Source organism: Empedobacter sp. UBA3239 (assembly GCF_002362875.1).
GTDB lineage: Bacteria > Bacteroidota > Bacteroidia > Flavobacteriales > Weeksellaceae > Empedobacter > Empedobacter falsenii_B.
Genome location: NZ_DEVJ01000042.1, coordinates 48,441 through 61,941, shown reverse-complemented (window position 1 = coordinate 61,941; position 13,501 = coordinate 48,441). Strand labels below are relative to the sequence as shown.

Below are 13,501 nucleotides of genomic sequence, written 5' to 3'. Positions count from 1 at the left end.
ACTTTCGTTAGGATATCCAGGATTAACAGCTAAAGAAGTGATTCAATTAAAAGAATCTATTTATTACATTTCAAATAATAATTTAAAATCTCAAGAATATACTTTATATAACCCTTATAAAAAAGGAATATACCTATATGTTTATAAATTTGAAGATTGGATGTTTGATGAACCTAATAAAATCATCTATTTATCTGTTTTAGATGATGAAATAATAAAAGATAAATGGTTTAACTCTAAGTTTAAAATTTTAAAAAAAGTAAATAATATTTATCTTTTGAATATGGGGTAGTGTATCATATGTGTTTTTATGCAACAAACTATCTATTACAAATGAACAGATAAAATTCTATTCTCGATACTATTTTTATTCATTCTTGTACTGAGTTTATCAAAGTATTATTTCTTAAAACTACTCAAACTGACGAATTATAATTCAAAATGTACAAGAATTAAGAAAAATATATTTTTAAAGCTAGAAGTAGGGAATTATTGAATTATAATTTATGCAATAGAATTTATAAGAAAAGAGATTTTTTTGCGTTCTTAAGACAAAAAACTATTCTATCTATTATAGAATTTGTATTAATTGAAAATTTTCTATAATTTAATTAATGAAATGCAACAAAGAAAACATGTAAAATTTTATTTTTTTCAAGAGTTTATTGATATTGGAACATTAATTATTTTCTTTTTCATTTTTTTGAAATTGCAATATCAATATTTTTGGACGGAAGACTATTCTTTAGAAAGAATACCAACTTTTTTTGAACTTTTTAAATCTCATTATAAAGCACTTTTGTTATTTTTAGTCATTTGGTTTTTAATAGCAAAGAATGTTTCTTTATATGAAGTGCAAAGAAGGATAAAATTTGTTGACATCCTTAAAAAAATAATTTATCAAATTTTATTTTTTTCGGTAGCTGTATTTGCAATTTCTGGTTTGAAAACATCTGATTTATATTCTCCTCAATTAGGAATAGCCTATATCTTTGCACTTTTTTCAATAGGAATAGTTTCCCGCCTGCTGATTTTTATTTATTATAGAAAGTTGCACCTTAAAGGGCAAAATTTAGCGAACATATTAATCATTGATAAAAATGATAATACGAATAAGTTTATCAGTCTTTTGAAAGAACGAAGTGATTTAGGAATAAAACTATATGAAGAGATAAGAAATAGTGATATTCACTATAATGAATTTTGCTTGAAGATTAAAGGAGTAGATTTTAGAAAATATATTACAGAAAATAAAATAAATAAGATTTTTATTTCACAGAAAGGGGAAATGAGCAAAGAATTAACTTATAAGATAGCGAGTCTATCTGAATTGAACCTAATAAATGTATCTTATATTCCAGATTCAATATATAATGGAATTACTGAATTGAAAGTGGTCTATATAGATACTCTGCCTATTTTTGAAGTGAAGAGGTTTCCTCTTGATTTGAAATTTAATCAAATCATCAAAAATATTTTTGACATTATTTTTGCAAGTTTAGTGTGTGTCTTTTTGTTGAGTTGGCTGTTTCCTATTATTGCATTATTGATTTATCTAGATTCTAAAGGAGATATATTATTTGTACAGAAAAGAAATGGCTTGAATGGAGTAGAATTCGATTGTTATAAATTCCGTACAATGATAGATACGAAGTATAATTCTATAAAAGCTACCGAAAGAAATGATCCCCGTGTTACAAAAATTGGTAAGTTTTTACGGAAAACAAGTTTAGACGAGTTACCTCAGTTTATAAATGTCTTGAAAGGAGATATGTCTATTGTAGGACCACGCCCGCATATGATTTCTCAAGACCATTATTATAGAGATATAATCAATCGATATAATATTAGACATTATGTGAAGCCCGGTATTACAGGTCTCTCTCAGATAAAAGGTTATAGAGGAGCTATAGATTCTGATGAGGACATGGAAAAGCGAATTAGAACAGATGTGTATTATGTACGTAATTGGTCATATTTATTGGACATACAGATCATTTACCAAACAATTATGTTAGTTGTTAAAGGAGATGAAAATGCTATTTAAATTTTTTATCGGATATTTTTTTTATATAAAGCTGATGATATAAAGAATAAAAAAGAATAAAAATCATCACACCTCTATTTCTACTAAAAATAGATTCTGTTATGCATAAACTGCTCATTAGAACTGCAAAACAAAAAAAGTTATAATCCCTATTTTTGATAGCTATATAAAAAGAACTTCCTAACATTGACAAAAGTATTATAAGTCCTAAAATTCCTAATTCTGCATGAGATTGTAGGAATTGATTATGAAAATTTAAATTACCAAAATACTCGAGATAACCTCTTTCTTGTTGTTTTGTTCTAATTTTTTCTTGAGTAGCATTAATGCCCATACCGGAAAAAAAGACGACAGGAGTTTCTTGTATAAACTCTACTAGTAATCGAAGTTGGTAAACCCTTATTGATGTTCCGGTAAAATAACTGTTTTTAGAAAAATCTTCTTGTATCCACGCATTTTTTATTGAAATATTTTCTACTCCATCCTCCATAATAATGTTATTATCAACATCAACGAATTCTGCTTTGAAACGTTCTATAATTTTACTTGCAAATGGGACACATAAAATACTAGCAAGCCCAATAAAAAGGGTTAATTTTTTTACTTGTATTCTCTTTTTAAAAAGGAAAAAACTTAAAATTGATAAGAATACGGTTATAATAATAATGTTTTTTGAAGAGAGTAAAACAATTAGAATAAAAAGTAATATTGCAGAAGCAAAATCAAACCATCGTTTCAGATGATTCACAATAAGATACAAAAATGCAAAAGCCAAGATAACTGATATATAAATTGCATTGACTTCTAGAGTAACTAATTCATGGTAAAAAAAGACATTTATATCATGAACATCTAAATACTTTATCAAAGAATTCAGAAGTAAATAAATACAATATATAGCCATAGAATAACTGAAGTACAGCATTATTCTATGTATCTCTTTTTGACTAAAATTTTTAATAAAAAGAAAAAGTAAAGGGAAAATAAATAAGCCTACTTCTTTAGGAATAGCTTTTAATGAAGAGGACATATCAATGGTCCAAAATAAAGAACAAACACATAATATGAAGTAGAATATAGGAAGAAATAGTAAAGTATTTTTTGTAAATTTTAAATCTTTATAATTTATAATACATGCCAAAACAAATAAAATAGTGGCGACATTATTAAAACCTAATTTTTTAAAGGGTAAAGTAATAAGGCACAATAAAAAGGCGAAAATTATAAATTTTCTTTTAGTAATTATATTATTGTTTAATAAGTTCATAATATTTCTCATTTATTATCTCCCAACTAAATTCGTTTTGAATTGCATTTATATTTTGATGAATTTTTTCTAATTCATTCTCTTTTTCTAAATGTGTATAAAGCTGATTAACATCTTTTGAATCAGAAAAATAAAAAGCATTTTTTTTCAGTACTCCTTTATTAAATTGATTATCGTTAGCACATATTAAACAATTAGAAGCCATAGCTTCTAAAAGAGACGGATTTGTTCCTCCAACGGAATGTCCATGAAAATACAAACGTGAATAATAGCGAATATTATTTAATTCTTCGAAGTTGTATATTCCTCCTGTAAAAATAATATTTGAGAAGGCTTTATATTTGTTTTTTAAAAACTCTCCATAAGCCGTTTCGTGTTTTCCGATGACTAAAAAGGTTTCTTTTTTCGAAGAGATTGATACACCGTCTAAAATCATCTCGAGATTATTTTCTGGCTCGAACCGCGCAATCAATAAGCTATATTCCCCTTTTTTTATTTGATATTTATTCAAGATAGATTCATCAGGTGTTGTAAAAACATCTGCGCCATAAGCAATGTAAGTTGATGCTTTGTTATATTTATTTCTCAGATAGCTTTGTATGCCTAAAGAATCTGCTACAAGGTGGTCTGAATGCTTAGCGCCTAATTTTTCAGCATATTTCAAAAAATGCTGTACTTTTTTTGAGTATTTACTCCGTTTCCATTCTAGTCCATCCATATTGGTTATGATTTTTGCTGTTTTAGGCATTAACCACCACCAAATAGTACTGCTTGTATAGCCGAGTTGAAGAATAACATCAAAATTTCGCTTACGAGCATCTAAAATACAATTCAAATCATAGATAAATTGACCAGGAGTACCCATTTTATCTTCAGGATCTTTACAATGAATTAATTTGACACCATTATACGTCTGTTCTTTGTATGGATGTATGGAAGAATTATAAACATAAACATCCTCTCCTTTATTGGCTAAATAAACGGCAAAAAATTCTGCAAATTGTTCAAATCCACCATGGTAATTCGGAATTCCTCTTGTTCCAAAGATCGCTATTTTAGTCATTTTTATGTATAAAAGTGTATAAAAGTAAGTAAATTTTATAAAGTAGAATAATGATAAAAAGAAGAGTTTAAATAAAATGTCATAGTTTAGCAGAATAAGTTTAAAGAATGAAAATATTTGTTGATGGATATTTGCTAAATAGAGAATATCAGGGAACAAGAACATATATCACCGAGTTGTATAAAGCATTATCAGTTTTAGATAAAAGTATAAAAATAACTTATGGAATAGATGATTTGACGGATGAATTAAAAAATGAATTCAGAGATTTTCCAACGATAGGTTTTTATGTCTTTAAAGAGAAAAACAAATGGAAACGTATGTTTACTGAATATGCAGAATTATCAAGGAATTATGATTATATGCATTTTCAGTACATTATACCTTTTAGAAAAGCTAATCAAAAATGTAAATACATCAATACCATTCATGATGTTTTATTTTTAGATTTTAAAAAAGATTTTCCTTTTTTTTATCGATTATCAAGAAGAATATTGTTTGGCTGGAGCGCAAAAAAATGTGATCTCTTATTAACCGTTTCCGAATATTCTAAAAAAAGAATTTCAACTCATTTTAATTTAAATCTTGAAGATATTTATACGACTCCAAATGGAGTAAATGAAAAATTTTTAAAGAATTATAATAAATCACAGGTCCAAAAAATTATAGAGGACAAATATAAAATCAAGAAGTATATCCTTTATGTAAGTAGGATAGAACCTCGAAAAAATCAATTACAATTATTAAAACTTTTCGTTAATACTAAAAAAGTAAATCAAGAGTATCAATTAGTTTTTGTTGGAAAAAAGTCTTTAGAAGCAGATGAGTTTTCTACTTATTTTAATTCTCTAGATCATTCTATAAAAAATAAAATTAAGTACTTTGAACAAATAGAAAACGAATTTTTAGTTGATATTTATAAAGCGGCGGACTTTTTTGTTTATCCATCTTTATGCGAAGGTTTTGGTATACCTCCTTTAGAAGCTGGAGCTGCTGAAATTCCAGTATTATGTAATAATGCAACAGCCCTGAGTGATTTTGGAATGTTTAAAACATATTTAATTGATTTTAACACGGAGAAATTATCTTCTATTTTTGAAGAATTTGTTATGAACAATCAATCTGATTTAAAATCAATAAAATCAGAAATATCTAAAAAATATACATGGGAAGCATCTGCTGTTGAGTTACATTCTCTATTGCATAGGAGTAGTATTTTCAAGATTTATTGATTTTTTAAGTGATTTTAGTTGACAATAATTGATCTGTAAATATCGGAAGGATTTCATTATTAGATATCCCTCTAAGCTTTTACAAGAGACTTAGTTTTACTGTAAAGAGCGAGAATACCTCCAAGATATAAGAGCAATAAATCAAAAGAATTATATATTCCAGTAATTACAAATGTTGTGAAAAATATACATAAACTTAGTGAGGCTATAAAATAGTGTAGCTCCTTTTCACTGTCTTTTTTTATAAAACCAATCATAAACAGGTGAATAAAAATCATGATATATGCAATAATGCCTAGATAACCTGTTTTAAAATAGATATAAATATAACCGTTGTGAAGAATAGGTATTCGCCTAATTCTCTCGCCTAATTCCGCTTCAATTTTTAAATCTACTAAAGAGCCAAATCCATTACCAATCATTTGATTTCTAAATCCATTGGTCTGATCAATTGCCATTTTTGCCTCATAAGCGCGCCAATTGTGCCATAAATCTCGTAAATCATTTTTATCAATTTTGGATTGAAACATTTCATTAGGTGTATTTTTTATTTTGTAGATAAAAGAATTTATACCATTTTGATTTTTATATGAAACATTTACAAAACTTAATGAATAAAATAATACACTGGTGAAAATGATGAAAATTGCTAAAAAGGAAAAAGTTTTTAGTTTAGGGCGATAATATCCTTTTAAGCCAATCCATAAAATGATTAACAATATAAAATCAGTACGTGAAAAATAGAAAGCGATAGAGAAAAATAAAATTAATATTAAGATCAATTTATTCTTAATATTAACATAAAGAATAGAATTTTTATCATTGATTAAAAGTAAAATAAAAGCAAAAACTTCAATGTTATTTCCTAATCCTAATCTACTTCTTAATCCTGCGACACTAAATCCAATTTGTGGAATATAAAATAAAACACCGAGTAAATGAATAATAGCTGTGATTATAGCAAAATAGATAATTGCTTTTGAAAAAAAAGTAATGTCAGAAGTATTTTTTATTAAAATAAATGAGGTCGTTAGAACAATAATTGGCTTTGTAAAATAGACAAAGTCTTTCAAATATGCTTTCGTCGGTATAATGTTATCATTCAGGAGTCCAGAAATTAGACCAATACAAACAATAGTAATAAGCCCTAGAACAGTAAATAATATAGTTTGATTTATTTTTTTATAAATCAATATGGAAATGATTAAAAAAAAACATCCGATCAAATAAGATAGTTCAAGAAACAAATACTTACTTGCAAATAGATAGATAATAAAGGCAATTTGAGTGAATAAATTATTGATTCTAATTGTAGACATGTTTTAATTGATTTGCTTTATAATTTTTGCAGGAATACCTCCAATAATAACATCATCAGGAAATTCTTTGTTCACAACAGCTCCTGCTGCAATCACACAATTACTCCCTACTTTTGCACCGTCTAAAAAAGTTACTTTTGCACCGACCCAAATATTGTTCCCCAAAACGATTCCTTTAGATGTTACGCCTTGTTCTCTAATTAATAGACTCGAGTTGTCAAAATTATGATTTTCCGAATGAAAACTGATATAAGACCCCATAATAACATCATTACCTATAACAATACCTCCGGCAGAGCCAAATTCTGAAAATTGTCCACATGATGTGTTATCTCCTATTATTATTCCTTTTCCATATTTGGACATGTGGCTTGTACAACTAATTGATGAAAATTTTCCTATTTTACAGTTGTTTCCTATAATTACATTCTCTTTTGCAAATCCATCAATTTTTACATAATCTTCAAAAGTGATATTTTTTCCAAGCTTTAACCCTTTTTTATTTAAAAACACACAATTTTTACCTACAAAAGTTTTTTTTCTTAAAATAATCATTCCTCTTAAAATCATGATTAGACGATTCAGTAAAAATTGAATGATTAATTGATCTGGTATATTTGGATCTAGCTTATAATTCTTTCCAAATTTTAATAATAAATTTTGATATATCCTTTTAAACATATTGTTGTTACTTTTTAATAAATTTAATTACTTTACTCAAAATGAGTGCACAAGAAAGGATTCTATTCTCAAAAAAGTTTTTATGATGTTTCTTGATGTATATCTTAAGCCCCTCTATAATAAATTTATTTTTTTCTCTGTTAAAACCAACAAAATGGATGTAACTCTTGTTCGCAATAAATATTCGTTTTAAATTAATGGAAGCTATTTTTTTGCAAATGTCAATGTCTTCTACATACATAAAATAATCTTCATCAAATCCATTAATTTGTTGATATACATTTTTTTTCATCATTAAAAAAGAACCAGTTAACCAATCGACATCATAATATTTTTGAGAAAAATTTCCAGAAATAAATTCAGGAGTTGATTTAAAAAGCTTTTTAAATCTTATTAAATTCAAAACGTTCGGAAAATTACCTGCAGCTAGTAAATACTCTTTTTTCGCATTTAGCATATTTATTCCGATTACACCAACGTCATGATTATCTTCTAAATATGTTATACAATCATCGATTTTATCTAAAAGTATGGTGTCATTATTCAGTAACAAAATGTATTTACCTTGTGCATTTTTGACACCTAGATTATTTCCTTTTCCAAAACCTAAATTTTGTTTAGATTCTATTAAAACAATATCCTTATACCTATTCTTTATAAATGCAACGGATTGATCTGTAGAATTATTGTCAACAATTATAATTTCAATATTTTTGGTAGAAAATTGGTTATAAATTGATTGTATACAGTTATCCAAATAATCTTTTCCGTTATAGTTTACAATTATCACAGATAATAATATCGACATAATTATTTTATATATTGTTAATAAATAAGATGGGTAAGTGCTTTGTTTTTAATTTTTTTTGATGAAGGTAAAGCGTAAATAATCGTTCAGAAAGAAACCCAAAAACTCTTGCTTGATAAGTATAGCTGCTGATATGAATTCTTTTTTCTAATTCATCCATTATTTTAAATAACCATTCACAATAATCAATAAAAACTTGCTTTTTTGCAATTAACATATTGTAATGGATGATAAAGTAATGTCTACGGAAATACATATCATAATCAAAATCATTTCCGAAAAGATCATTTAAAACATCAATCATAATGTTATAATCTTCTATAAGATGAGTAAATTTGTAATCCATAGCAAGGGACGCTGGAGTTATTCTATTTATTTTGCAAAGTTTTTTTTGCGGTACAATAATGTCATACTTGTGCAATAAGGATAAAATGATCTGCTTAGTATTTGCTTCTTCAAAAATATGTTTTAAACCTTTTTTAGAATCGTCTTTACTAATTTCTGTAATGTGTTTTTGAAGTTTTGCCGAATTAAAATCAAAATATCGACGATAATGTGATATTCCAATGATATCAGAATCTTTATCATTTTTCCAAATCCAATAGAAAGCTGTTAGTTCGCAGAAATTAGGGTTCTTACTTGAAATATTTTCGCCAGTATCATCTCCAATATATTCTGGTAAGGTTGTATTAATTTTTCTTCCTACCTGTATAGGTCTATACACATCATTTTCTACAATAGGTGCTTGCTTATGTGTAACAGTATATATTGTTATTTTATCCATTTTTAATTAATAATTCACTTAAATCCAACGCTTCTTTAATCACTTGATGCATATCCATATAACGATATGTAGCTAATCTTCCAATGAAATGGATATTTTTTAATTCTTCAATTTCGGCTTGGTACAATTCTAATTTTTGAAGATCATCACTCAATCGTTTTGGATAATAAGGAATATCGTTTACTCCGGTTTCTTTGCTGTATTCTTTAAAGTAGATGGTTTTTTCATGACTTTCCCATGGAGTAAAATGTTTATGCTCGTGTATTCTTGTAAAAGGAACTTCAGGGTCAGCATAATTGATGACAGCATTTCCCTGATAATCTCCTGTTGTTATATGTTTTTCAAATTCTACAGTTCGGTATGATAAACGCCCATGTTTGAAATTAAAGTATGCATCTATTGGACCTGTGTATATGATTGTATCGAAATCAGAATAATCATCAGTTGTATTAAAATTTGTATTTGTTTTAATTTCTATGCTTGGATGAGTAAGCATTTTTTCAAAAATGGATGTATAGCCGTCTTTTGGAATTCCTTGATATGGATTTGTGTAGTAGTTATCATCGTAATTAAATCGAACGGGTAATCTTTTTAAGATGGAAGCAGGTAAATCCTTTGGTTCACACCCCCATTGTTTCTTTGTATAACCATAAAAAAAGGCTTTATAAAGGTCTTTCCCAATAAATTTGAGCGCTTGTTCTTCAAAATTTGATGGATTCTCAATTGATCTGTCAGCAATTTTTTCAATAAACAATTTAGCTTCTACAGGACTTAACGTTTTGTTATAATATTGATTTATAGTATGCAAATTAATAGGTAATGAATATACATTACCATTATAAATAGACTTTACTCTATTAACAAAAGGCTTCATTTTGCAGAAATTTTGAATATAGTCCCAGACATGTTTATTATCCGTATTAAAAATGTGGGGACCATATTTATGCTCCATAATATTTGTTTCAGAATCTCTTTCTGTATAACAATTTCCTCCAATATGATCTCTAGATTCTAAGATCAGTATTTTATAATTTGCTTGTTGTGATAATCTTTCTGCAACGACAGCTCCTGAAAAACCAGCGCCAACAATTAAAATTTTTTTCATGATATATTAATTCATTTTTTTACAATAGTCATCAATAAACTTTTAAATTGTGTTTTGATAAAAGCCGGATGATAGTAGTTTAGATTAATAGGATTTATACCATTCTTTCTTAAAATTATATACATGAATAATGTTATAAAGAATTCAGAAATAATCCAACTAATACATGTTCCTAGCGCATGAAATTTACTGCTTAAGATAAAGTTTGATGTAATTCCTAAAAATGCTCCTATACAAGTAATTATTAATAATTGTTTATCTAATTTTAAATTTAACATTAGCTGTATACCAAACATATTACTAAAGCTAATAAATATAGGGATTATTATCATGACTTTAATTAAAAAGATTGCAGAAGTAAATTCTGTTCCATACAGGATGTTTACAATAAAATCTGAAAGAATAAATGTAAAGCAGCAACAGATGGCAACCATTGAGGTTGTGATGGGAAGAATCTTTTGAACTTTGTTGATTCCTAATTCTTTACTTGTATTAAAAGATTGGGTAATATAAGGGTACAATGCTTGGGAAAAGGAAATATTTAGAATAGTAGTAATTAAGACAATTATCTTTTCAGAAGAACTAAATAAGCCTATTTCAGTTGCTGAAGATGTAATGCCTAAAATGATAATATTAGATGTTGTATAACAACTTATGACGATGAGAGAAAGAAAAACGAGATGTTCTTTCTGTAAAATGTTCAATATTTCCTTTACACGTACAAAGGAAAATTTTATTGAATAATTTTTGACAATGTAGTAAAACGATAAGGCAGAAGTTATAATAGCTGTAAGGCTATAAATAAGAGAATAAATAATTAAATCGTCTTTTTTCTGAACGAAATATAATATTAATATTGTAAACGTTAATTTATTTATAAGACTAAAAATTGCTACTTTACTTAAATTTTGGAAAGCTTGGTACATCCAGTTATTATTCAAAACAGTAGAAATTGTATATAAAAATGTTATACTCATTAATATTTTTGTAGTGTGATTAAGCTCAACGAGGTATATAATAATGAGGAACAAACAGGTTGATATTAAAAATAAAACAATTTTAGTAGAAAGTATTTGATTAAAAATCTTCTCAACTTCTTTTGGTTTATCCAATTTTTGTATGACTAGCCTAGTTGCAGTAAAATTAAAACTATAATCTATTAACAAAATAAAATAATTAACAAAGGCTATTGCATAATTAATTAGACCAAAATTCTCAACGCCTAAAATTCGAGAAATTATAGGTAAAGAAATAAATGGTAAAGCAAGATTTACAAGCTGTACGATTATTAAGTAAGAAGCATTTTTTGCTAATTTTTTATTATTATTTCGCATAAAATAAAACCTCCATCAGGAGGTCAATATTATTTGTACAATTTGTTAATTTCTTCACTAAGGGGTGCTCTTGGGATAAACAGAGGATCGTAAGTCTCCGACTTTCCTTTTACTATTTTAGCTGTGGAAGTTTTTCTGTCGTATTCAATTTGATCATTAGGATTGAAGTATTGAATAAACATAGTATCATTTGTGACGAATGATTTCCCGTTTAACTCCATTCTGAAACTTTTGAATTGAATATTTCCCTGATTTTTATTATTTCCAATGTCTAATCTAAAATCAGTAATTTTATCATTGCCAGGAATGTTAAAAATTATATTTTGTGCAGAATCACTTCCATTTACAATTGCATTAACAGATTGTTTTGAGATATAATCTTCTGTAGGATTCAACCTGTAATATATTTGTAACGTATCTGATTGAGGAACAATTGCATTAACAGTTACTTTTATTCCAGGCACAATGGCTGCAGCTTCTGTTGAACCATCTGATTCTTTTGATCTTTCTTTCTTATCATTACAAGAGTATGTTGCTAAGAAAAAAGAAGCTAGTATAACTAATCTTTTAGTATTCATTGTATTATATATTAATTTTGTGCGACTGTTGTTTCTTTAAAGTTTTTATAAAATAACGAAATGTAAATAAACGTAAAGTAAAAAAATAGTAATAAAATAGGTAGGAATAAAATAAAATTTACTTTTGGTTTTACGATGGTATTCAAATCATAAGACAATAAATTAATCGTATTTTTTGTTTCGACTAATTTTATTTTAATATTATTATTTTCATTAAATAAATCAACCTTTGTTTTTAGTAAATCATTTAATTGTAAATTTTCATTATTATATAGAAGTTGTCCTCCTTTATTGTCTTGTGTATTATACTTAGCAATTAATATGTCTATTTGTTGAATTAACAATTCATTTTGCTTAATTTTATTTAAATAATTTTCTTTAGAAATTTTTAATAACTCTTTGTAAAAAAGGTCATTATTTAAATAATGAATGATCTCATTAATCGTTTTTTCACTAACTAAATTTTTTCCATTACTGATTGAAATAATATGTGAGTCATAATTTTTAATGAAATTCTTATCCTCTGTCATTTTCATGATATCTCCATCCTCAGCATACATTTTTAAGGTTTCTAGATTACTTTCCCTCGCTCCAGTAAATTTATATACATCTACAATTGGTGTAATCTCAACATGATTAATGTTCATAACAAACTTCTTGGCTTTTGGATCGCTAAGATTAGATTGTAAATTTTGAATTTTTGAATATAAGTACTCAACACTATTATTGTTTGATAAAACAATAAGTTTTGAAACTCGTTTAGTAAAGTAATGATTAAGAAAAACCCCTATACCAATACCTAAAATAATTAAGATTAATACTTTTAATATATTAGTGAATATAATATTTATAAAATTATATATGCAAGATTGAATATTTTTTCTAAATGAAGTGATTATATTATTTAAATCTAGTTCTTTATCAAAATTAGTATTTGACATTCTATAATATTATTTTACGTGAGTATTTAAAACGATATTTTTAATATATTATTGTAGTCCTATAAAAAAACCTCTTATAAATTTTATAAGAGGTTTTTCGAATTAATTCGAAAATATATTTTATACAATATAAGATAAATTATCTTTCGTATCTTTTTTCATTTTCGGTTCCAAAGCTAGCGATTTTATATAACCACCATCCCAGTAATGCGCATCCGATGAATGTAAATAACCATCCAAAGATAACACCAATTGGAGATAATAAGTTTTCAAAAGTCCATTTGAAAATATCACCAATCGCAAAAAATAAATCAGTTATAACTCCCATATTCTAGTTTATTG

The 13,501-nt window shown here is 26.4% G+C and carries 14 protein-coding genes; 3 read left to right on the top strand and 11 right to left on the bottom strand.

The window, feature by feature from the left end; genetic code table 11:
• Positions 1–292: hypothetical protein (locus tag B4G36_RS05945; RefSeq protein ID WP_291062717.1), on the top strand; the 292-nt coding region annotated here is incomplete at its 5' end.
• Positions 293–619: 327 nt separating this feature from the next.
• On the top strand, positions 620–2,047 hold the full coding sequence (locus tag B4G36_RS05940; RefSeq protein WP_291062715.1) for an exopolysaccharide biosynthesis polyprenyl glycosylphosphotransferase: 1,428 nt from the start codon (positions 620–622) through the stop codon (positions 2,045–2,047).
• Here B4G36_RS05940 and B4G36_RS05935 read toward each other — a convergent pair.
• Together B4G36_RS05935 and B4G36_RS05930 are read right to left on the bottom strand one after the other, a co-directional pair.
• Positions 2,040–3,314, bottom strand: a complete 1,275-nt coding sequence (locus B4G36_RS05935) for an O-antigen ligase family protein (RefSeq protein WP_171622939.1) — start codon at positions 3,312–3,314, stop codon at positions 2,040–2,042. The two genes, B4G36_RS05940 and B4G36_RS05935, sit on opposite strands and share 8 nt — an antisense overlap.
• Positions 3,295–4,377 (bottom strand): DUF1972 domain-containing protein, encoded by a 1,083-nt coding sequence (locus tag B4G36_RS05930; protein ID WP_159154764.1) that lies wholly within the window; start codon positions 4,375–4,377, stop codon positions 3,295–3,297. The genes B4G36_RS05935 and B4G36_RS05930 overlap by 20 nt, the downstream gene beginning before the upstream one ends.
• A 107-nt stretch (positions 4,378–4,484) precedes the next feature.
• On the opposite strand from B4G36_RS05930, the gene B4G36_RS05925 reads away from it, so the two are divergent.
• Positions 4,485–5,609, top strand: coding sequence for a glycosyltransferase family 4 protein (locus B4G36_RS05925; protein ID WP_159154763.1), 1,125 nt, complete (start codon positions 4,485–4,487; stop codon positions 5,607–5,609).
• Positions 5,610–5,680: 71 nt separating this feature from the next.
• Here B4G36_RS05925 and B4G36_RS05920 read toward each other — a convergent pair whose 3' ends face one another.
• The 9 genes from B4G36_RS05920 to B4G36_RS05880 all read right to left on the bottom strand — a co-directional run bounded on the left by B4G36_RS05920 (position 5,681) and on the right by B4G36_RS05880 (position 13,487).
• Positions 5,681–6,928 carry an O-antigen ligase family protein gene (locus B4G36_RS05920; RefSeq protein ID WP_159154762.1) on the bottom strand — a complete coding sequence of 416 codons (1,248 nt, stop codon included), beginning with the start codon at positions 6,926–6,928 and terminating at the stop codon, positions 5,681–5,683.
• A 3-nt stretch (positions 6,929–6,931) separates the two neighbouring features.
• Positions 6,932–7,609 (bottom strand): acyltransferase, encoded by a 678-nt coding sequence (locus tag B4G36_RS05915; protein WP_291062710.1) that lies wholly within the window; start codon positions 7,607–7,609, stop codon positions 6,932–6,934.
• Between the two features lie 7 nt (positions 7,610–7,616).
• A complete protein-coding gene (locus B4G36_RS05910; protein WP_291062708.1) occupies positions 7,617–8,399 on the bottom strand; it encodes a glycosyltransferase family 2 protein in 783 nt (260 codons plus the stop codon).
• 25 nt (positions 8,400–8,424) lie between these two features.
• Entirely contained in the window at positions 8,425–9,201 is a 777-nt protein-coding gene (locus B4G36_RS05905; RefSeq protein ID WP_159154759.1) for a DUF4422 domain-containing protein, read from the bottom strand.
• Entirely contained in the window at positions 9,194–10,306 is a 1,113-nt protein-coding gene (glf, locus tag B4G36_RS05900; RefSeq protein WP_291062706.1) for a UDP-galactopyranose mutase, read from the bottom strand. The genes B4G36_RS05905 and glf overlap by 8 nt, the downstream gene beginning before the upstream one ends.
• 11 nt (positions 10,307–10,317) lie before the next feature.
• A complete protein-coding gene (locus B4G36_RS05895; protein WP_159154757.1) occupies positions 10,318–11,640 on the bottom strand; it encodes a flippase in 1,323 nt (440 codons plus the stop codon).
• A 29-nt stretch (positions 11,641–11,669) separates the two neighbouring features.
• Entirely contained in the window at positions 11,670–12,218 is a 549-nt protein-coding gene (locus B4G36_RS05890; RefSeq protein ID WP_159154756.1) for a hypothetical protein, read from the bottom strand.
• 11 nt (positions 12,219–12,229) lie between these two features.
• Positions 12,230–13,159: a hypothetical protein gene (locus B4G36_RS05885; RefSeq protein ID WP_291062702.1), complete on the bottom strand. Its 930-nt coding sequence runs from the start codon at positions 13,157–13,159 to the stop codon at positions 12,230–12,232.
• Positions 13,160–13,298: 139 nt separating this feature from the next.
• Positions 13,299–13,487 carry a hypothetical protein gene (locus B4G36_RS05880; protein WP_286486631.1) on the bottom strand — a complete coding sequence of 63 codons (189 nt, stop codon included), beginning with the start codon at positions 13,485–13,487 and terminating at the stop codon, positions 13,299–13,301.
• Between the last annotated feature and the right edge of the window lie 14 nt (positions 13,488–13,501).

Bases quoted from the DNA above. Each gene is read 5' to 3' on its own strand.
- B4G36_RS05920 (WP_159154762.1), bottom strand. From the start codon at position 6,928: ATGTCTACAATTAGAATCAATAATTTATTCACTCAAATTGCCTTTATT.
- B4G36_RS05885 (WP_291062702.1), bottom strand. From the start codon at position 13,159: ATGTCAAATACTAATTTTGATAAAGAACTAGATTTAAATAATATAATC.
- B4G36_RS05905 (WP_159154759.1), bottom strand. From the start codon at position 9,201: ATGGATAAAATAACAATATATACTGTTACACATAAGCAAGCACCTATT.
- B4G36_RS05890 (WP_159154756.1), bottom strand. From the start codon at position 12,218: ATGAATACTAAAAGATTAGTTATACTAGCTTCTTTTTTCTTAGCAACA.
- B4G36_RS05880 (WP_286486631.1), bottom strand. From the start codon at position 13,487: ATGGGAGTTATAACTGATTTATTTTTTGCGATTGGTGATATTTTCAAA.
- B4G36_RS05935 (WP_171622939.1), bottom strand. From the start codon at position 3,314: ATGAACTTATTAAACAATAATATAATTACTAAAAGAAAATTTATAATT.
- B4G36_RS05925 (WP_159154763.1), top strand. From the start codon at position 4,485: ATGAAAATATTTGTTGATGGATATTTGCTAAATAGAGAATATCAGGGA.
- B4G36_RS05915 (WP_291062710.1), bottom strand. From the start codon at position 7,609: ATGTTTAAAAGGATATATCAAAATTTATTATTAAAATTTGGAAAGAAT.
- B4G36_RS05895 (WP_159154757.1), bottom strand. From the start codon at position 11,640: ATGCGAAATAATAATAAAAAATTAGCAAAAAATGCTTCTTACTTAATA.
- B4G36_RS05940 (WP_291062715.1), top strand. From the start codon at position 620: ATGCAACAAAGAAAACATGTAAAATTTTATTTTTTTCAAGAGTTTATT.
- B4G36_RS05930 (WP_159154764.1), bottom strand. From the start codon at position 4,377: ATGACTAAAATAGCGATCTTTGGAACAAGAGGAATTCCGAATTACCAT.
- glf (WP_291062706.1), bottom strand. From the start codon at position 10,306: ATGAAAAAAATTTTAATTGTTGGCGCTGGTTTTTCAGGAGCTGTCGTT.